This window comes from Streptomyces sp. NPDC050433 (assembly GCF_044458565.1).
In the GTDB taxonomy this organism is placed as follows: Bacteria; Actinomycetota; Actinomycetes; order Streptomycetales; family Streptomycetaceae; genus Streptomyces.
The window spans coordinates 24,415-42,558 of record NZ_JBITIB010000039.1; the positions used below are offsets into that span (position 1 = coordinate 24,415).

At 69.9% G+C, this 18,144-nt stretch carries 21 protein-coding genes and 1 pseudogene; 11 read left to right on the forward strand and 11 right to left on the reverse strand.

Features of this window, described 5'->3' with window-relative positions; all coding sequences use genetic code 11:
- Window positions 1-34: 34 nt before the first annotated feature.
- The 8 genes from ACIBLA_RS33555 to ACIBLA_RS33590 form a co-directional block, all read right to left on the reverse strand.
- Window positions 35-601 carry a Clp protease N-terminal domain-containing protein gene (locus tag ACIBLA_RS33555; protein WP_399200810.1) on the reverse strand — a complete coding sequence of 189 codons (567 nt, stop codon included), beginning with the start codon at window positions 599-601 and terminating at the stop codon, window positions 35-37.
- Window positions 601-810, reverse strand: coding sequence for a helix-turn-helix domain-containing protein (locus ACIBLA_RS33560; RefSeq protein WP_069630502.1), 210 nt, complete (start codon window positions 808-810; stop codon window positions 601-603). The genes ACIBLA_RS33555 and ACIBLA_RS33560 overlap by 1 nt, the downstream gene beginning before the upstream one ends.
- Before the next feature lie 49 nt (window positions 811-859).
- Window positions 860-1,198, reverse strand: a complete 339-nt coding sequence (locus ACIBLA_RS33565) for a hypothetical protein (RefSeq protein ID WP_399200811.1) — start codon at window positions 1,196-1,198, stop codon at window positions 860-862.
- 13 nt (window positions 1,199-1,211) lie between these two features.
- The gene (locus tag ACIBLA_RS33570) at window positions 1,212-2,174 is read right to left on the reverse strand and encodes a zinc-binding dehydrogenase (protein ID WP_363241236.1); all 963 of its coding nucleotides are present in this window, start codon (window positions 2,172-2,174) and stop codon (window positions 1,212-1,214) included.
- A 76-nt stretch (window positions 2,175-2,250) separates the two neighbouring features.
- Window positions 2,251-3,807, reverse strand: a complete 1,557-nt coding sequence (locus ACIBLA_RS33575; protein WP_399200812.1) for an alkaline phosphatase D family protein — start codon at window positions 3,805-3,807, stop codon at window positions 2,251-2,253.
- On the reverse strand, window positions 3,804-4,385 hold the full coding sequence (locus ACIBLA_RS33580; protein WP_363241234.1) for a phosphoesterase: 582 nt from the start codon (window positions 4,383-4,385) through the stop codon (window positions 3,804-3,806). Before ACIBLA_RS33580 ends, ACIBLA_RS33575 begins: the two co-directional genes overlap by 4 nt.
- Window positions 4,386-4,473: 88 nt before the next feature.
- The gene (locus ACIBLA_RS33585; RefSeq protein ID WP_363241233.1) at window positions 4,474-4,884 is read right to left on the reverse strand and encodes a hypothetical protein; all 411 of its coding nucleotides are present in this window, start codon (window positions 4,882-4,884) and stop codon (window positions 4,474-4,476) included.
- A gap of 369 nt (window positions 4,885-5,253) precedes the next feature.
- Window positions 5,254-6,465, reverse strand: a complete 1,212-nt coding sequence (locus ACIBLA_RS33590; protein ID WP_363241232.1) for an NADP-dependent malic enzyme — start codon at window positions 6,463-6,465, stop codon at window positions 5,254-5,256.
- 534 nt (window positions 6,466-6,999) lie between these two features.
- On the opposite strand from ACIBLA_RS33590, the gene ACIBLA_RS33595 reads away from it, so the two are divergent.
- The 3 genes from ACIBLA_RS33595 to ACIBLA_RS33605 are packed head-to-tail and all read left to right on the forward strand — an operon-like array spanning window position 7,000 to window position 9,741.
- On the forward strand, window positions 7,000-7,962 hold the full coding sequence (locus ACIBLA_RS33595; RefSeq protein WP_363241231.1) for an ABC transporter substrate-binding protein: 963 nt from the start codon (window positions 7,000-7,002) through the stop codon (window positions 7,960-7,962).
- A 28-nt stretch (window positions 7,963-7,990) separates the two neighbouring features.
- Window positions 7,991-8,947 (forward strand): amino acid ABC transporter permease, encoded by a 957-nt coding sequence (locus ACIBLA_RS33600; protein ID WP_363241230.1) that lies wholly within the window; start codon window positions 7,991-7,993, stop codon window positions 8,945-8,947.
- Window positions 8,944-9,741 carry an amino acid ABC transporter ATP-binding protein gene (locus tag ACIBLA_RS33605; RefSeq protein WP_399200813.1) on the forward strand — a complete coding sequence of 266 codons (798 nt, stop codon included), beginning with the start codon at window positions 8,944-8,946 and terminating at the stop codon, window positions 9,739-9,741. The genes ACIBLA_RS33600 and ACIBLA_RS33605 overlap by 4 nt, the downstream gene beginning before the upstream one ends.
- Window positions 9,742-9,809: 68 nt before the next feature.
- Here the strand turns inward: ACIBLA_RS33605 and ACIBLA_RS33610 are convergent, their stop codons facing one another.
- Entirely contained in the window at window positions 9,810-10,610 is an 801-nt protein-coding gene (locus ACIBLA_RS33610; RefSeq protein ID WP_363241229.1) for a class I SAM-dependent methyltransferase, read from the reverse strand.
- Window positions 10,611-10,690: 80 nt separating this feature from the next.
- On the opposite strand from ACIBLA_RS33610, the gene ACIBLA_RS33615 reads away from it, so the two are divergent.
- Window positions 10,691-11,320: a CGNR zinc finger domain-containing protein gene (locus ACIBLA_RS33615; protein WP_363241228.1), complete on the forward strand. Its 630-nt coding sequence runs from the start codon at window positions 10,691-10,693 to the stop codon at window positions 11,318-11,320.
- On the opposite strand, the gene sodX is transcribed toward ACIBLA_RS33615, so the two are convergent.
- Window positions 11,224-11,643, reverse strand: coding sequence for a nickel-type superoxide dismutase maturation protease (sodX, locus tag ACIBLA_RS33620; protein WP_399200814.1), 420 nt, complete (start codon window positions 11,641-11,643; stop codon window positions 11,224-11,226). The two genes, ACIBLA_RS33615 and sodX, sit on opposite strands and share 97 nt — an antisense overlap.
- A 150-nt stretch (window positions 11,644-11,793) precedes the next feature.
- On the opposite strand from sodX, the gene sodN reads away from it, so the two are divergent.
- From sodN to ACIBLA_RS33655, 7 genes and pseudogenes are all read left to right on the forward strand, one after another.
- Entirely contained in the window at window positions 11,794-12,189 is a 396-nt protein-coding gene (sodN, locus tag ACIBLA_RS33625; protein WP_363241226.1) for a superoxide dismutase, Ni, read from the forward strand.
- A 355-nt stretch (window positions 12,190-12,544) separates the two neighbouring features.
- Window positions 12,545-13,279 (forward strand): SDR family NAD(P)-dependent oxidoreductase, encoded by a 735-nt coding sequence (locus ACIBLA_RS33630; protein WP_363241225.1) that lies wholly within the window; start codon window positions 12,545-12,547, stop codon window positions 13,277-13,279.
- A 56-nt stretch (window positions 13,280-13,335) separates the two neighbouring features.
- A complete protein-coding gene (locus ACIBLA_RS33635) occupies window positions 13,336-14,445 on the forward strand; it encodes an alanine racemase (RefSeq protein ID WP_399200815.1) in 1,110 nt (369 codons plus the stop codon).
- Between the two features lie 65 nt (window positions 14,446-14,510).
- On the forward strand, window positions 14,511-14,999 hold the full coding sequence (locus tag ACIBLA_RS33640; RefSeq protein WP_399200816.1) for a RidA family protein: 489 nt from the start codon (window positions 14,511-14,513) through the stop codon (window positions 14,997-14,999).
- A 118-nt stretch (window positions 15,000-15,117) separates the two neighbouring features.
- Window positions 15,118-15,324, forward strand: a pseudogene (locus ACIBLA_RS33645) (LuxR C-terminal-related transcriptional regulator); the annotation flags it as partial.
- Window positions 15,325-15,476: 152 nt separating this feature from the next.
- Window positions 15,477-16,721 (forward strand): sensor domain-containing protein, encoded by a 1,245-nt coding sequence (locus ACIBLA_RS33650; RefSeq protein WP_363241222.1) that lies wholly within the window; start codon window positions 15,477-15,479, stop codon window positions 16,719-16,721.
- Window positions 16,709-17,383, forward strand: coding sequence for a response regulator transcription factor (locus tag ACIBLA_RS33655; RefSeq protein ID WP_363241221.1), 675 nt, complete (start codon window positions 16,709-16,711; stop codon window positions 17,381-17,383). Before ACIBLA_RS33650 ends, ACIBLA_RS33655 begins: the two co-directional genes overlap by 13 nt.
- A 264-nt stretch (window positions 17,384-17,647) precedes the next feature.
- Here the strand turns inward: ACIBLA_RS33655 and ACIBLA_RS33660 are convergent, their stop codons facing one another.
- Window positions 17,648-18,112 (reverse strand): serine hydrolase, encoded by a 465-nt coding sequence (locus ACIBLA_RS33660; protein ID WP_399200817.1) that lies wholly within the window; start codon window positions 18,110-18,112, stop codon window positions 17,648-17,650.
- Window positions 18,113-18,144: the final 32 nt, after the last annotated feature.

Below are 18,144 nucleotides of genomic sequence, written 5' to 3' on the forward strand. Positions count from 1 at the left end.
CACCCCGCCCCCGGCCAACGAAACAGCAACCCGGCTACTCGCGCGAAGCGCCGGCGCCCTCCCCGAACAGCACCCGCTCCACCGCCCCGTACGTCCCTCCGTGATCCGCCAGCACGTCCGACACCACCCCCGGCCGCGCCGTCAGGGCCAGCAGGATGTGGGCGTCGCTGATCTCCTTGTCGCCGCGGCCCAGCGCGACCCGCAGCGACTGCTCGAGCGTCTTCTTCGCCTCGGGCGTGAACTTCTTGTGGGACGTCCGCCGCCGCTTCACCGCCCCGCCCACCCCCATCGCGCCCGCACCGTGCGTCTCCTCGACCTTCGAGACGATCTGTGCGACATCGATCCCGATCTCGGCGAGCGCCGCCGTGTCGGCGTGCGACATGCCGCCCCGCCGGCGCGCGTCCGCCAGCCCCGCCTCCACCGAGGCACGCCGGTCCAGGATGCCGAGTGAGGTGAGGGCGAACGCCGACCGTGTCCCCTCCGAGTCGAGCAGCGCGAGCAGCATGTGCTCGTCGGTGACCCGTGGCGACGCCGTGCGTTCGGCCTGGACGACGGCGCCCGTCACGACAGCACGCGCGCCCTTCGTAAACCGTTCGAACATCACTGCCTCCCGTACTTCTTGTGTACCGCCTGCCTGCTGACACCGAGCTGGGCCGCGATCTCCTGCCACGACCAGCCCTGGTTCCGGGCGCTGCGCACCTGTACGGCTTCGAGCTGTTCGAGCAGCCGCCGCAGCGCGGCGACCGCTCTCAGCCCGACGCGGGGGTCGCGGTCGCCCGCCCGTTCGGCGAGATCCGTTGCATCGGTCATGACTGTCAATCTACGTTGACACGTAAGCTATGTCAACCAAAATTGACAGTCAGCCGCGCAGGCGCCGCACCCAGCGCCGCAGTACGGACCGGCGGCGGGCAGCGGGACGGGTCCCCGTACGCCCGTACGGTCCCGGTCCGCCGGCCAGGTCACGGCCCTCCGGATCGTCCGGCGACGGCAGTGGGATCTGCCGCTCGGCCTGCGCCTGGATCTCGTAGTGCGCCTCGTGCGCGGTCACCCGGAACGCCTCGTCGTACGAGGCCATCGCGGCGGTGATCCCCGCGCCCGCGGTGCCCCGGCGCCGGACGAGCAGCGCGAGCCACCCGAAGAAACCCATGACCAGCGCCAGGCAGCCGACGACCATCAGCAGCGGCAGCAGTGTGTCCATGACGAAAGCCCCCTCAGCCGGTCAGCACGATCTTGCCGAACAGATCACCCGCGGCCATCCGCTCGAAGCCCTCGCGTGCCCGGTCCAGCGGCAGGACGTCGTCGATCACCGGGCGGATGCCCGTCGTCGTACAGAAGGACAGCAGATCCTCCAGTTCGTCCTTGGTGCCCATCGTCGAGCCGACGATCTTCAGCTCCAGGAAGAAGACACGGGTCAGCTCGGCGTGCGAGGGCCGGTCGCCGCTGGTGGCACCGGAGATCACCAATGTGCCGCCCGGCCGCAGGGACTTGATCGAGTGCGACCAGGTCGCGGCGCCGACCGTCTCCATGACGGCGTCCACGCGGTGCGGCAGCCGCGCGCCGGGCTCGAACGCGTCGGTGGCGCCCAGTTCGACGGCGCGCTTGCGCTTCGCCTCGTCGCGGCTGGTCGCGTAGACCCGCAGCCCCGCGGCCTTGCCGAGGACGATCGCGGCGGTCGCGACACCGCCGCCCGCGCCCTGGACGAGGACCGAGTCCCCGGGCCGTACACCGGCGTTGGTGAACAGCATCCGGTACGCGGTCAGCCAGGCGGTCGGCAGGCAGGTGGCCTGCTCGAAGGTGAGCCCGGCGGGCTTGGGGAGCAGGTTCCAGGTGGGGACGGAGACCTGCTCGGCGAAGGTGCCCTGGTAGACCTCGGTGAGGAGCGAGCGGGGTTCGCGGGGACCGACACCGTGGCCGGTCTGGCCGATGACGGAGTGGATGACGACCTCGTTGCCGTCCTGGTCGATCCCGGCGGCGTCGCAGCCGAGGATCATCGGCAGCTGCTCCTCCTTGAAGCCGACCCCGCGCAGGGTCCAGAGGTCGTGGTGGTTGAGTGAGGCGGCCTTGACGGTCACGGTGGACCAGCCGGGGCGTGGCTCGGGAGCCGGGCGTTCACCCAACTCCAGGCCGTTGAGGGGCTGGTCACGGTCGATGCGGGCTGCGTAGGCGGCGAACATGACCTTGACCCTAGAGCGGAGGCGGGACGCACGGAACCTCACGGGGGTGTGAGGCGAGTCCCGCCCCCGCTCGGTCTCAGTCCCTGCGGTACTGCGCGGGTGACGACTTCGTCGCCGGGTCCTCGTACGCGCCCACCCTGCCCCGGTCCACATGGAAGGTGGTCAGGGTGGAGACGGGCGAGGCCGGGTCGCGGCGGTCCTCGATGACCCGCATATGGGTGCTGAACCGTTCCGGCGTGACCTCGTACACGTCGTAGCCGTAACGATTCCCCTCGAAGTACTGGAGGTGGGGATTGGCCGCGCCCATCAGCGGGCCGTTGGTGGCGTTCCACCGCGCGTCGTACGCGCTGGAGCTGACCGAGTGCGCGGTGAACTCCGTTCCGACGACCGGCGATTCGGTGTCGTCGTAGTCCGGCCGGATGTCGTCGACGAACGCGGAGTGCCAGTCGCCGGTGAGGACGACGAGGTCTTCGAGGCCGCTGGTACGCACATGCTCCAGCACCTCCTTGCGCTCGCCGAGGAAGCCGTCCCACTGGTCGGTGAACATGTAGCCGCCACCGGGGCGGCCACGCAGCTGGCTGAGCATGATCGAGTTGGCCCAGATGTGCCAGCTGTCCGGCGCGCGGTCGACCGTCTTCTTCAGCCAGGCCTTCTGGTCGGCGCCCAGGATGGTGCCGTCGGGGAGGTTCTGCGCGGAGCGGTACTGGCGCAGGTCGAGCACGGCCAGCTCCAGCAGGTCGCCCCAGCGGCGCACCCGGTGGATGTCGATGTCCGGCAGAACGGAGTCGCCGGCGCCGCGGTGCGGCAGATGCTCGTACCACGCCTGGTACGCGGCGGCCCGGCGCCGCACGAACGGGGCGCCGCCGCCCGTACCGCTGTAGTCGTTCACCACCTCGTGGTCGTCCCAGGTCAGGAACCACGGGTGCGCGGCGTGCGCGGCACGCAGCGACGGGTCGCCCTTGTAGAGGGCGTGGCGCATCCGGTAGTCGTGCAGCGTGTGGATCGACGGGCCGTTGTGGTCCCGGATGTCGCTGCCCTCAGGGCCGTGCTCGTAGATGTAGTCGCCGAGGTGGATGACGAAGTCCAGGTCCTCACGGGCGATCCCGGCGAGCGCGGCGTAGTGGCCCTGCGGGTAGTTCTGGCAGTTGGCCGTGGCGAAGCGCGCGCTGCGGACGGGGCCCGCGGGTGCCGTACGGGTCCGGCCCAGGCGGCTGGTCCTGCCGAGCGCGGTGAAGGCGTACCAGTACGTACGGCCGGGGCGCAGCCCGCCCACCGGCACATGGACGCTGTGCGCGAGGGTCGCGGACGCGGGGACGGTGCCGCGGGCGACGACACGGCGCAGGGCGCGGTCCTCGGCGACGACCCAGCGGACGTCGACGACCTCGGCGAGCGGCTGCTCGCCCGGCTCGGCGAACGGCTCGGGCGCGAGGCGCGTCCAGAGCACGACACTGGTGGGCTGCGGGTCGCCGGACCCGACGCCGAGGGTGAACGGCGCCTCGTCGTATGTCGAACCGAGCGCCTCGGCGGCCTCGCGGGCCTGCGCGGGCGAGAGTCCGGCGGTCAGGGGCCAGACCACGTTGAGCGCGCCCGCGGCACCGGCCGCCTTGAGCAGATCACGTCTGTTGAGGGTCACGACTGCCTTCCCGATGCCGTGAGGCTGAGTGATATCGCGTCGGCGTAGCCGTCGTTGGACGTGCCGCCGCCGGTGCGCGTGAACGAGAGCTGTACGTGGGCGGTGCGGGCCCCCGGCGGTACGGCGGCCTCCGCGCGGCGCTCCAACAGGGCGGTGGCGCCGCCCCGTTCGGCGGCGGTGACCGGTCCCAGGACCGAGAGCGCGAGGGGCGTCCCGGCCCGGTCCCGGAACTCGACGGACAGCCTGACCCCGTCCTCCTGGCCGGCGTACCCGCCGAGCCAGCCGCGCAGCGCGTACCGGACACGCCCGGCGTCCACGGGCCCGTGACCGGTGGGGCCGGAGGCGGGAAGGGCCACCTCCTGGACCAGAGTGGTGACGGGGCTGTTCCCCCCGGAGAAGAACCGCGCCCCGGCCGCGGCGCCCGGTCCGGGATCGCCGGGCGTCGGATAGCCCTCGCCGACGTCGTACCCGACGAGCGCGGGCGCCCCCTGCCGTACACCCCACCCGACAACCCGCTCCACGGGCTCGGGGGTGCCTCCGGACCCCTGCTCGGCGTCACCGTTGACAAGCAGATTCACAAGCGCCTCCTGGGTGGGATGTGTAGCGCGAGGATCCCACCAGGTGCGGGTGAATGGGCGGGGACGGTTGGGTTGCGGCTCCCCCCCGTCACTCGTCGAGCGGCTGCCTCGCGAGGAGTTGGACCGCTCGGAAGTTCGGCAGGAACAGCCCCTCGGCACCGGGAAGTACACAGCCGCCTCTGGGGTCCTCCGGCTCGCCCAGCCAGAGTTGAACGGCCTCCCACGCGGTGAATCCGGCGTCCCGCGCCTCCTTCAGCCGCTTCCTCCACGGCCCGCCGGCGTCGAAGCCGACGGCGCCCATGCCTCTCCGGGGCCAGAAGTCGGCGGCGTCCTCCGTGTCGGAGGCCCAGAGGTAGCCGATGACCTGCCCCCCGAGAGACACCGGATAACAGTGGACTGCCGTCTCCGTACGACTCCGGTACTCGGTCTGCTCAAGAGTGAAAGGACTGAGGTCACCGAACTCCGTGGGCCGCCCCATCAGATACTGCTCTTCACTCATGTACGACACCTGCCCCTCGGCGAACTGACTCCCCACCAACCGGAGTTGGGCGACGACCCTTCGCCAAGGGTGTCACGCCACGGGCTTGCCCGCGCTGCGGAAGGGGGCCGCGCGGGGGTCGTGGCCGGACACTCAGGCTGATTTGTGGCGCGTGAACAAGCCGGGTCAGGGGGTCCAACGAGCCCTGCACGCACCGTAAATCATGCCGTCCGGCCATGACCCCGGAGCGGCACCCGGCAACCACCGCAACCCAACCAGCGCGCCGCAGGCGCGAACCGCCCCGGCCCGCAGGGCCGCCTCCCGCCGAGGCAAGGCGACCCCACAGACCCGCAGACCCGCAGACCCACAGACCACCGGCCCGCAGACAACTCAGCGCCGCGCAACCCCCTCCGCCCGCGCCGCCGCCGCCACCGCCGCCGTCACCGCCGGAGCCACCCGCTCGTCGAACGGCGACGGGATCACATAGTCCGCCGACAACTCGTCACCGACCACGTCAGCCAACGCGTTCGCCGCCGCGATCTTCATGCCCTCCGTGATGCGCGACGCCCGCACCTGAAGCGCACCCGCGAAGATCCCCGGAAAGGCCAGCACGTTGTTGATCTGGTTCGGGTAGTCGCTGCGCCCCGTCGCCACGACCGCGGCGTACTGGTGCGCGATGTCCGGGTGGACCTCCGGGTTCGGGTTGGCCATGGCGAAGACGAACGCCTCCGGGGCCATCGACGCGATCGCCGGCTCCGGGACCGTACCGCCGGAGACGCCGATGAAGACGTCCGCGCCGGCGAGCGCGGCCTCCAGGGAGCCGGAGAGGCCCGCGCGGTTCGTGATCTCGGCCAGCTCGCGCTTGACGTCCGTCAGGTCGTCGCGGTCCGGGCTGACGAGGCCCTTGCGGTCCGCGACCGACACGTCGCCGATCCCCGCCGCCAGCAGGAACTTCGCGATGGCGACCCCAGCCGCGCCCGCCCCGGAGATCACGGCGCGCAGATCGCCCAGCGTGCGCCCGGTGAGCTTCGCCGCGTTGCGCAGGGCGGCGAGCGTCACGACGGCGGTGCCGTGCTGGTCGTCGTGGAAGACGGGGATGTCGAGGCTCTCCTGGAGCCTGCGCTCGATCTCGAAGCAGCGGGGCGCCGAGATGTCCTCCAGGTTGACCCCGCCGAAGGACGGCGCGAGCCGCACGACCGTGTCGATGATCTCGTCGGTGTCGGTCGTGGCCAGCGCCAGCGGCACCGCGTCGACTCCGCCGAACTGCTTGAAGAGGATCGCCTTGCCCTCCATCACGGGGAGCGACGCCTCCGGGCCGATGTCGCCGAGGCCGAGGACGGCGGTCCCGTCCGTCACGACGGCGACGACCTGCGACTTCCAGGTGTAGTCGTGGACCAGTGCCGGGTTCTCGGCGATCGCCGTGCACACCTTGGCGACACCGGGCGTGTAGGCGAGGGACAAGTCGTCCTTGTCCCGGACGGGCACGGTGGCCTGGATGGCCATCTTCCCGCCGCGGTGGAGCGCGAAGGCCGGATCGAAGGGCTCGTCCGTCGCGCTTTCGCTGTCGCTCTCGCTGCGAGGATTCACGATCTCCGCTGCCATGTTTTTGACCCCTTAAGTCTCTTCATCAGTTGAGGGTGTCCACTCCTGGGTTACGGAGGGGTGGGCGGGCACCGCGTACGTGACCTGTTATCGGCGGTTGGAGCGCCGAACAGGAGGAGGAACCTACGCGCGGGCGCGCCGCACACGCGCCCTGAGCCCCGGATGAGGGGTGTAGCTGTCCTTCATACCGGACGGGCCACGTCGGCGGGTCGTCCATGCAACCTTCTACAAGCGGTGACATGACTCATAGCGGAGTTACGGGACACTTCCGCGGCACGACACGAAACCACTCGCATCGGTGGGACGGACCGGAGATTGTCCGGCCGGATGAAGGATCACCAGCAGATGGTCCGGTGTTGGTGTGCCGGTCCGCTGGGACACGGGGGTCACCCGTTATCCGATTTTGACATGACGAGCCCCCTGAACGGACCAGTCCGAATGGCAAGATGCCCTAATCAATCACACACGGTCGCGACACTCGATGGCGCGTGCCCACCGCGTGGTAACTCCCTCGTCCGCCGGAGGATCCTCATCATGACCGCCAGCTTCACCAGTCGTACCACCGCCGGGAAGTCCCGGATCGCCGCGGTCGGCGCGATCGCGGTCGCCGGCTCTCTGCTGCTGACCGCCTGCGGCGACCAGACCGACAGCGGGAAGAAGGACTCCCCCGCGACCACGAAGAGTGCGCCGCTGGCCGACAAGCTGCCGAAGGCGATCGCGGACAAGGGCGTCATCAAGGTGGGCTCCGACATCGCGTACCCGCCGGTCGAGTTCAAGGACGACGCCGGCAAGACGGTCGGTATCGACCCGGACATCGCCGACGCGCTCGGCAAGCAGCTCGGCGTGACGTTCGAGTTCGAGAACGGCACCTTCGACACGCTGCTGACCGGTCTGCGCTCCAAGCGCTACGACATAGCCATGTCGGCCATGACCGACACCAAGGCCCGCCAGGACGGCGTGGACTCCGAGACCGGCAAGAAGGTCGGCGAGGGCGTCGACTTCGTCGACTACTTCACCGCCGGCGTCTCGATCTACACCAAGAAGGGTGACGACAAGGGCATCGCGAGCTGGTCCGACCTGTGCGGGAAGAAGATGGTCGTCCAGCGCGGCACCGTCTCGCACGACCTGGCCAAGGCCGAGTCGAAGAAGTGCACGGACGGCGGCGGGAAGGCCATCGGCATCCAGGCGTTCGACAACGACCAGCTCGCCCAGACGCGGCTGCGCGCCGGTGGCGCCGACGCCGGTTCGTCGGACTTCCCGGTCGCGGCGTACGCGGTGAAGACCTCGGGCGGCGGCAACGACTTCCAGCTCGTCGGCGAGCAGATCGAGGCTGCCCCGTACGGCATCGCGGTCGCCAAGGGCAACGACGAGCTGAGCGCGGCGCTGAAGGCCGCGCTCGACGCGATCATCGAGAACGGCGAGTACGACAAGATCATCGCGAAGTGGGGCGTCGACGCCGGCGCGGTCAAGGAAGCCACGATCAACGCCGGCACCTGATCCGCGTCCGCTCCGAAAGGCAGCATCCGTGTCTGTTGACATATCGAAGTCGGACGGCCCCTCCGACGCACCACCACCGGGGTTCGCGGGGTCCGCCGGACCGGAGGCCATCAAGGCCATTCCGGTCCGGCACTACGGGCGGTACGTGAGCGCGGTCGTCGCGCTCGCGCTGCTCGCGACGATCATCTACGCGTTCTCCCAGGGAAAGATCAACTGGGGCGCCGTACCGGACTACTTCTTCGACGACCGCATCCTCAAGGGTGTCGGCCAGACGATGCTGCTGACGGTCCTGTCGATGGCCATCGGCGTGGTCGGCGGCATCGTCCTGGCGGTGATGCGGCTGTCGAAGAACCCGGTGATGTCGTCCATCGCCTGGTCCTACATCTGGTTCTTCCGCGGTACGCCGGTCCTCGTCCAGCTGATGGTCTGGTTCAACCTGGGTCTGGTCTTCGAGTACATCAACCTCGGGCCGATCTACAAGGACTACTGGGCCAGCTTCATGACGCCGTTCCTGACGGCGCTGCTCGGCCTCGGCCTCAACGAGGCCGCGTACATGGCGGAGATCTGCCGCGCCGGTCTGCTCTCGGTGGACGAGGGCCAGACGGAGGCGTCGCACGCGCTGGGCATGAGCCACGCCAAGACGCTGCGCCGCATCGTGATCCCGCAGGCGATGCGGGTGATCGTGCCGCCGACCGGCAACGAAGTCATCAACATGCTGAAGACGACGTCTCTGGTGGCGACCGTGCAGTTCTACGAGTTGCTGAGATACGCGCAGGACATCGGGCAGACGTCCGGCGCCCCGGTCGAGATGCTGTTCCTCGCCGCCGCCTGGTATCTGCTCATGACCTCGGTCCTCAGCGTCGGCCAGTACTACCTGGAGCGGTATTACGCGCGCGGCTCGCTGCGCACCCTGCCGCAGACGCCGTTGCAGAAGATCAAGGCCAATCTGCTGTCCCTCGGCCGCCCGAACGGAGGCACCGCATGACCGCCCCCGCGAAGACGACGAACGGCACGACCGGGACCGCGATGGTGAAGGCCGAGGGCGTGCACAAGTCCTTCGGTGCGGCCCACGTGCTGAAGGGCATCGACCTGGAGGTCGCGCCGCGCGAGGTCTTCTGTCTGATCGGGCCCTCCGGCTCCGGCAAGTCGACCTTCCTGCGCTGCATCAACCATCTGGAGCAGGTCAACGCCGGACGGCTGTACGTCGACGGCGAGTTGGTCGGCTACCGCCAGAAGGGCGACAAGCTGTACGAGCTGCGGGACGCCGAAGTCGCCCTGAAGCGCCGGGACATCGGCATGGTCTTCCAGCGCTTCAACCTCTTCCCGCACATGACGGCCATCGAGAACATCATGGAGGCACCGATGCAGGTGCGCCGTGAGCCGAAGGCGGTCGCCCGCGCACGGGCCGAGAAGCTGCTGGACCGGGTGGGGCTCGCGGACAAGGCCGACGGCTATCCGTCCCAGCTCTCCGGCGGCCAGCAGCAGCGTGTGGCCATCGCCCGCGCGCTGGCGATGGAGCCGAAGCTGATGCTCTTCGACGAGCCGACGTCGGCGCTCGACCCGGAGCTGGTGGGTGACGTCCTGGACGTGATGCGCGGTCTCGCCGAGGACGGCATGACGATGATCGTCGTGACGCACGAGATGGGTTTCGCCCGCGAGGTGGGCGACGCGCTGGTGTTCATGGACGACGGGATGGTCGTGGAGTCGGGCCATCCGCGCGAGGTCCTGACGAATCCGCAGCACGATCGGACGAAGTCGTTCCTGTCGAAGGTGCTGTAGCCACCGCTCGTGAAAGGGGCGTGCCGGACTGCGGAGTCCGGCACGCCCCTCCTCGTTCCCCTACTCACTCACTTCAGGGCCAGCATCAGCGAGTCCGAAGGGGAGGACCACACCGCGCGGGCCTCGCCGAAGCCCGCGTCGGTGAGCGTCTTGGCGTGCCACGCGGCGGAGGGGGTGTCGCCGTCCGCGTGCTCGCCGTAGATCGCGAACCGCTCGGCGGTCGGCCCCGCGAGCACCGGGTCCTTGGCGGCGAGGTCCCACCAGTCGGCCCAGTCGAGGGCGCCCTCGGCCTTGGCGCGGTCCATCTCCCGGTGCCGGTGGGCGCGTTCGGCCTCGTTGATACGGGGGGTGCTGTCGTCCCTCATGTGGTCGGCGTTCATGAAGACGCCGCCGGGCCTGACGAGTCCGGCGAGCTGCCCGTACAGCGTGGCCAGCGGTTCGCTGTGCAGCCAGTGCAGCGCGGTGGCGGTGAGGACGGCGTCGTACGAGTCGTACGGGAGCTTCGCCGTCCACTCGGGGTCCTTGAGATCGGCCCGCACCAGCGTCAGGCGCCTGTCGTCGGCGAAGTAGCCGCCGGCGATGGCGAGCAGCGCGGGGTCGAGGTCGACGCCGGTGCTGGTGGCCGCCGGGAACCGCTGGAACAGCCGGTCGGTGATACTTCCCGTACCGCACGCGAGGTCGAGCACCCGCGGTTCACGGCCCACCAGTGCCTCGACCATGTCGAGCATCACCCGGAACCGCTCCTCGCGGTCGGGCATGTACCACTCCTGCTGGCGGTCCCAGCTGTCCTGCCAGGCCCGCCAGTCGGCCCGCCCCGGCACGGGCGCCCCGCCCGCACCCAGCGCAGTCCCCGTCCCCGTGTCCACCATCGAAACCCTCCGCTCCGTAATACCCTGTACGCAAGACCAGCTATTACACCGACCATAGACCGCTGCCGTAAGGACTACAAGTGGAACTGGCCTCTTACTCGGACTACGCCGTGCGCCTGGTCAACACCGAGGAGCCGGCCCGCGGCACGGACACGCTGACCTCGGTCGAAGCCGTCCGCGCCCTCTTCGGCGAGTCCACCCAGGCCTCACGCCGCGCCACCGACGCGGACGTCACCCGCTTCCGCTCCGTACGCGGCCGGCTCCGCGCGATCTTCACGGCGGCCGACGAGGGCGAGGCGACGCACGCCGTCGACCTGCTCAACTCGCTGCTGCTGGAATTCCCCGTCAGCCCGCAGATCTCGGGCCACGACTTCCTCGACGACGAGGGGCACCCGCGCTGGCACATGCACCTGGCGGAGCACTCGTCGAACGCGACGGCCGGGTTCGCCGCGATCGCCGCGATGGGTCTGGCGTTCCATCTGACCGAGTACGGGGTGGACCGGCTGGGCCTGTGTCAGGCCGCGCCGTGCCGTAACGCCTACCTCGACACCTCCACCAACCGCTCACGCCGCTACTGCTCGGACCGCTGCGCGACCCGCGCAAACGTCGCCGCCTACCGGGCCCGCAAACGCCTGGAGACGGAGCGGTCGGACAGCACGGGCCGCAGCGCGGCGAAGGCCCACGCGAGCGCCCCGGCCACCGACCGCTGATCCTCGGGGCGCGGCCGGTAGCGGGCCCGGACCCGGCCGAGCACCAACTCGCCGGGGACGGCGCCGAACACCCGGCTGTCGCCCTCGGCACCGGGATTGTCCCCGAGCACCCACCAACCGCCGTCGCGCCGCTCGACCAACCGCTTCACGATGAGCAGATCCTGCTGGAGCGGATGTTTCAGTACGGCGATGTCCCCGACTCTCACCGGCGCGTGATAGTGCACCAGCAGCTGATCACCCTGCCTGAGGGTGGGATACATGGACGGCCCCGACACCTCGGCGATCCCCAACAGCGCTCTCAGCTCGCGCCCGTGCTCGGTCATCCGGCACCTCCCGGTCCCACGGTACGTTCATCCGCCCGTCCCATTTCGACCCCGGACTTTTGTCCTAAGCCCTAGGGGGCACTCGCGAAATCTGGCTTCTCACCGAGTAATGTCCCACCTGAGAAGACGATCACGAGGAAGGACAGCTCAATGCTCTCCCGCCTGTTTGCCGCCAAGGTGAAGGTCAGCGCCCACTGCGACCTCCCCTGCGGCGTGTACGACCCCGCCCAGGCCCGCATCGAAGCCGAGTCGGTCAAGGCCGTCCAGGAGAAGATGGCGGGTAACGACGACGCGCACTTCCAGGCCCGCGCCACGGTCATCAAGGAACAGCGCGCCGAGCTCGCCAAGCACCACGTCTCGGTGCTGTGGAGCGACTACTTCAAGCCCCCGCACTTCGAGAAGTACCCGGAGCTGCACCAGTTGGTCAACGACGCCCTGAAGGCGCTGTCGGCCGCGAAGGGCTCGACGGACCCGAAGACGGGCCAGAAGGCGCTGGACTACATCGCCCAGATCGACAAGATCTTCTGGGAGACCAAGAAGGCCTGATCTTCAAAGAGGCTGTCCCCTCCGTGTCTGCACGGGGCAGATCGCCCACCGGTCCGCACCCGGTCCGCGTGGCCGCCGAGAACGGCGTCCACGACGGAGCGGGTGCGGACCTTTTTTCACCCCTTCCGGCCCGCAAGTTCCGTGCATCGCGCGGGAATCGCATGAAGCGCACCGGAATGCCCCGGCCCCGGCGGTGAGTTGAGACACCTCGATGCCACCGGGTCCCGGGGTCTTGGCCACGGCGACCGCCGAATCGAGCCCAGTCCGGCGTGACTACATTCACCAATAGATTGTTGACAATAGACGTCATCTTTTCTAAGTTGTCCCCCATCGGCCGGCCGTGGAGGAGAACCGGATGCGTCTCGCAGGAATGAACGTGTTGGTGACGGGCGCGACGAGTGGGATCGGGGAGGCCGTGGTCGCCACCTTCCACCGCGAGGGCGCCCGACAGGTGCTGACGGGGCGCCGTGAAACGCTGCCCGGAATCGCAGGGGGAGACCTGTATGTGCCGGGCGATCTCAACGACGAGGACTTCGTCCGCGATCTGGCCGACCGGGCCGAGGCGCATGGCGGACCGCTGGATGCCCTGGTGCTCGGGCACGGTCTGCAGCGCGGCGCGAGGCTCATCGACATGGAGCTGGCCGACGCCAGGGAGGTTCTGCACAGCAATCTGCTCAGTGCGTTCCTGGTGATGAAGCACTTCATCCCCCGGCTCACGGCGAACGGTGGATCGATCACCTGCGTCAGCTCTCGTCTGGGCATGGTCGGCAAGCCCGACGAAACCCTGTACTCAGCGGCCAAGGGCGGACTGATCATGCTGGCGCGGGGGGCCGCCGTCGAGCTGGCGGGCCAGAACATCCGGGTGAACGTCGTGGCCCCGGGGCTGACCGCGACGGACAGCATCGAGGCCTCCTTCCAGCGCCGTCCCGACCCGGAAGCCCATCGCCGTATGCGGGAGTCGGCCATCCCGATGCGGCGTCTGGCCACTCCTCAGGAGGTGGCGGACGCCGTGCTCTTCATGGCGTCGAAGGAGTCGGCGTACATCACCGGAGCGGTCCTTCCGGTCGACGGCGGTTACACCGCCTACTGAGCAGCGGAGTCCGATCAGGGGGGCCGACCACCACCACACAGTGAGGGGAACAGCCGGTGCACCATCTCTCCGAGGCGCTCATGGGGCTTCACGGACGTATCGACACCCCGGAGCCGGTCGTCGTACTGGACACCATGCGGAACAACATCGAGCGGATGCAGTCCTTCGCGGGCGCTCGCGGCCTGGCTCTCCGCCCGCACGTCAAGACGCACAAATGCATCGAGATAGGCCGCCTTCAGCGTGACGCGGGTGCCGCCGGCATAACGGCCGGGAACGTCGCGGAAGCGGAGGTGTTCGCCGCTCACGGGTTCGACGACATCTTCCTCGCCTATCCGGTCTGGGCCGCGGGCACCAAAGCGGCCCGCATCCGCCATCTGGCGGAGACCGTCGACCTCAAGGTCGGTGTCGACAACCGGCCGGCGATCGACCGGCTCGCGGTGGCCACGCACGGCTCCACGCGGCGCCTCCAGGTGGTGGTCGAGGTGGACTGCGGCGCCCATCGGTCGGGTATCAGCCCGGACCGCGCCGGTGATCTCGCGCGCTACGCGGCGGCCACGGGCCTCGATCCGGTCGGTGTCTACACCTATCCCGGACACGGCGGCAGCGCCCGTGACGCACGCGCGGCGGCGGCACGGGACCAGCTCGACGCGCTGGTGACGTCCGTGCGGGCTCTGGAGTCCGTGGGCATCGAGTCCTCTGTCGTGAGTGCGGGCTCGACACCCACGGTCCAGTACGTCGACGGCTCTCCGATCACCGAGATCCGTCCGGGTGAGTACGTCTTCTGCGACCTCGACAACCTCGGGCTCGGCGCATGCGGAGAGGAGCAGATCGCCCTCTTCGTCCCGTCGACGGTCGTGAGCGACAACGTTCCGGGGCAGGCGATCGTGGACGTGGGCACCAAGGCGCTGGGACGCGAGGGGTCACCGCGGAAGGGGTACGGGCGCGCACTGGGCGTCGAGGACGGCCGGCTGCTGAGGCTGAACGAGTACCACGGGTTCCTCTCGACCCCGGACACCGCCACCAGACCTCGGGTCGGCGGCGTCCTCGCGATCGCGCCGAACCATGTCTGCCCTGTGGTGAACAACTTCGACGAGTTGGTCGTCACGGACAGCCGCGGCGGCAAGATCGAGCGCTGGGCCGTCGCCGCCAGGGGCGGTCTGAGCTGAAAGCCGTTGCCCTGCCGAGGTTTTCGTCTGTCCGTCGAACACGGCCCAGCCAAAGGACACCAGCAATGACTTCCCAAGCACACGGCGCCACTGCCCTCACGAGGCTGCACTGGCTGGGCTACACGCTGCCGCCGCAGAACCCGGGCAAGGAGAAGTACGCCCCCTGCCAATGGGTCGGCGCCGGCTTTCATGTCTCCGGCCAACTGCCCTACGTCGACGGAAAGCTCCCGGCGCAGGGCATCCTCGGCCGGGACGTCGGCATGGAGCAGGCTGAAGAACTGGCCAGGCTGGCCGCGTTGAACGCACTCGCCGTGGCCGCGTCGGCTGTAGGTGATCTTGAGCGCCTGCGGGTCGTGCAGATGATGGTCTTCGTGGCGAGCACGCCCGAGTTCGGGGAGCAGTGGAAGGTGGCCGACGCCGCGAGTGCCTTGCTCCTCGATGTCCTCGGTGACAACGGACAGCACGCCCGTACGGCGATCGGAGTCGCCGGGCTGCCGAGCAACAGCCCGGTGGAGATCCAGATGGTCTGTACGACGGTCCCCGCTGACGGCTGACGGCGTCTGAGCCGGCCCGGTCGTCGGGCGTCGAGTAGGGGCCGGGCCGGGCCGCCGACACACCGTCACTGGTCCCGGCGGTGCATCGCGAACACCGCGACCGTCGCCGCTCCGCCGTGCCGCCGGTTTCCTCGTCAAGGACATGGCGCTGGACGACATCCTCGCCGCGATCCGGGTCGTCGCGAGCGGGGACGGTCTGATCGCGGCGAAGCTTTCCATCAGCGTCGCCACCGCCAAGACCTGTCTGACCCGCCTGCTGGCCAAGCTCGACGCCCGCGACCGGGTCCAGCTCGTCATCCTGGCGTACGAGACGGGGCTGGTGGCCCCGCCCGGCTGGGCGCTGAGCGGCGCACTCCGGCACGGGACCCGCGGCGCCCCGTTCCGTACGCTGGCCAGGTGCCGCGACCGGGAATATCCGAAACAGAAACTTCCGAGACAGAAACAGCCGCCGTACCCGGTATCACCGTGTGGCGTGCCATGAGGCAGCCCCCGCAGCGTTTCCTCCTGTCGAGCTGGCCCTGGCGCGTATGGGCGCATCTGCTCGGCGGGGCGCTCACCGGCCTCGCCTCCGTGGCCGTTCTCGCGGTCCTGGCCGCCTCCGGGCTGCTGCTTTCCGTCATCGGTGTGGACCTCGTGCTGCTGCTGGCCGCCACGTTCGGCGTCCCGGTCGCCGCCCTCGAACGGCGCCGGATGCGGCTGGTGGAGCCGGTGCCGGTGCCGAATCCGCACCGTTCGCTGGTCGGGGCCGGCCGCCGGGGACGGCTGCGCACCCGGCTGCGGGAGCGGGCGACCTGGCGCGAACTGGGTTACGTCGTCGTGTTCGCGCCCGTCCAGGTGTGCGCGGGACTCGCTCTCGCGGTCGGGATGACGTTCGCCCTCGTCCTGACGGCGGCACCGGTCATCGTCTGGAACGCGGCACCCGACAGCGTAATGATCATCCCTGGCCGGCCGGTGGCGAGCCCGCTGCACGCGCTGCCCGCCACCGCCGCCGGACTCCTCGCGCTCGCCCTGTGCGCGTACGCGGCCGGCCTGCTCGCGGGGGCGCAGGTCAAGATGGCGGTGTTCGTGCTGTCGCCCCGCGACGAGGAGCGCCAGGTCGTCGAGCTGACCCGGTCACGCGCCCGGCTGGCCGACGCGTTCGAGGCCGAGCGGCGCCGTATCGAGCGGGATCTGCACGACGGGGCGCAGCAGCAACTGGTCGCGCTCACCATGACGTTGGGGCTGGCCGAGATGGAGCTGCGGGAGAGCGGGTCGCCGACCACGGAGCTGGTCTCGCGCGCCCGCGGCGAGGCACGGCTCGCGCTGACGCAACTGCGCGACCTGGTGCGCGGCATCTACCCGCAGGTGCTGACCGACCACGGCCTGGACGCCGCCGTCGCGGAGATCGCGCTCCGCAGTCCGATCCCGGTCGGTGTCGACATCGATCTGCCGCGCCGGCTGCCTGACGCGGTGGAGACGGTCGCGTACTTCACGGTCACCGAGGCGCTGACGAACGCGGCCAAGCACAGCGGTGCCACCGAACTGAGCGTCGTCGGCAGGCTCAAGCGCGGCAGACTGACGCTCGTGATCACCGACAATGGCAACGGCGGGGCGGTCCCCTCCGCGGGCGCGGGCCTGCAAGGGCTGGCGGACCGTGCGGCGATCCTGAAAGGCAGGCTTGTGGTGTCCAGCCCGGTGGGCGGCCCGACCCGGATCCATATGGAGGTGCCGTGCTCCGCGTAGTGCTGGCGGAAGACTCCGTACTGCTGCGGGCGGGGCTCACGGAGCTGCTGACCCGTGGCGGGCACGAGGTGATCGCCGCCGTCGGTGACGCGGACGCGCTGGCGCGCGCCGTGGACGGCGCCCGCCCCGGCCTCCCCGACCTGGTGGTCACCGATGTCCGTATGCCGCCGGGGCAGCACGACGAGGGGCTGCGGGCCGCGCTGGAGCTACGGGCCCGGCACGCCGGGCTGCCGGTGCTCGTGCTGTCGCAGTACGTCGCGACCGCGTACGCCACCCAACTGTTCGGCGGTGGCAGCGAATCGGAGACCGCCGGGCTCGGCTATCTGCTGAAGGACCGGGTCGGCGAGGTCTCCGAGTTCCTGGACGCGATGCGGCGGGTCGCCGCCGGACAGACGGTCATCGACCCGGAGGTCGTACGGGTGTTGCTCGTCCAGCACGCCCGGAGCCGCCCGCTGCGCCGGCTCACGCCGCGCGAGCGGGAGGTCCTGGGGCTGATGGCGGAAGGTCTCAACAACCAGACGATCGCCCAGCGGTTGACGGTCACCGAGGCGTCGGTGGTCAAGCACGCCGGGAACATCTTCATGAAGCTGGACCTCGACCCCACGGAGGGCAACCGGCGGGTGCTGGCCGTGCTGGCGCATCTGCGCGGCGATACGGTCTGAGTACGCCACGAGCCGGCCGTGCCGCAGAACTCGGCCTGCATCACCGCCCCGACGCCGGCTGACTCCCAGTCCCCGTTGAGGTTGAGGGCGAACGAGTGGGACCCGTCCTCCGTCGTCGCGGCGTACGAGAGCGAGCCGATCCAGCCGCCGCCGTGGCCCCATATCTCGGTTCCGCAGCTGGCCGCAGGCTTTTCGATGCCCAGGCCGTAGTCGGAGTCGAAGACCGTCGTCTTCATCGCCTTCAACTGCCCGGGCCGCAGCAGCTCACCGCGCATCAGCGCGGTGAGCAACCGGTTCGGATCGCCCGCGCTGGAGATCATGTCGCCCTCGGCCCAGGTCTGAGAGGCGTTCTGCTGGGTGATGTCGTAGATCTTGGCGTCGTCGGCGGTCGAGCCGTCCCTCCGACTCCAGTTGGAGCATGACGGTCGCCACGAACGTCTTGGTGATGCCGGCGATCCGGAACCGGTCGTCGGCGCCGCGCGGCGCGCCGGTTCCGAGGTTGCCGACGCCCGCCGCCCCCTTCCAGACGCGGTTCCCGGTGCGGGCCTGGCTCGCGACGCCGGGGATGCCGTCCCGTACGACGTCCTCCAGCGCCCGCCGGGTCTCCTCGTGTCCGGTGCGGCCCGTCGACGCCTGGGCGGTTGGCGCCGTGAGGACGGTGGCGGCGGTCGCCGCCACCGCCAGCCCCACCACACTCGTACGCGCCGCCCTGTGTCGTCGTGTTGTCATGTCAGCTCCTCATCACCGGGGTTGACCGTCCG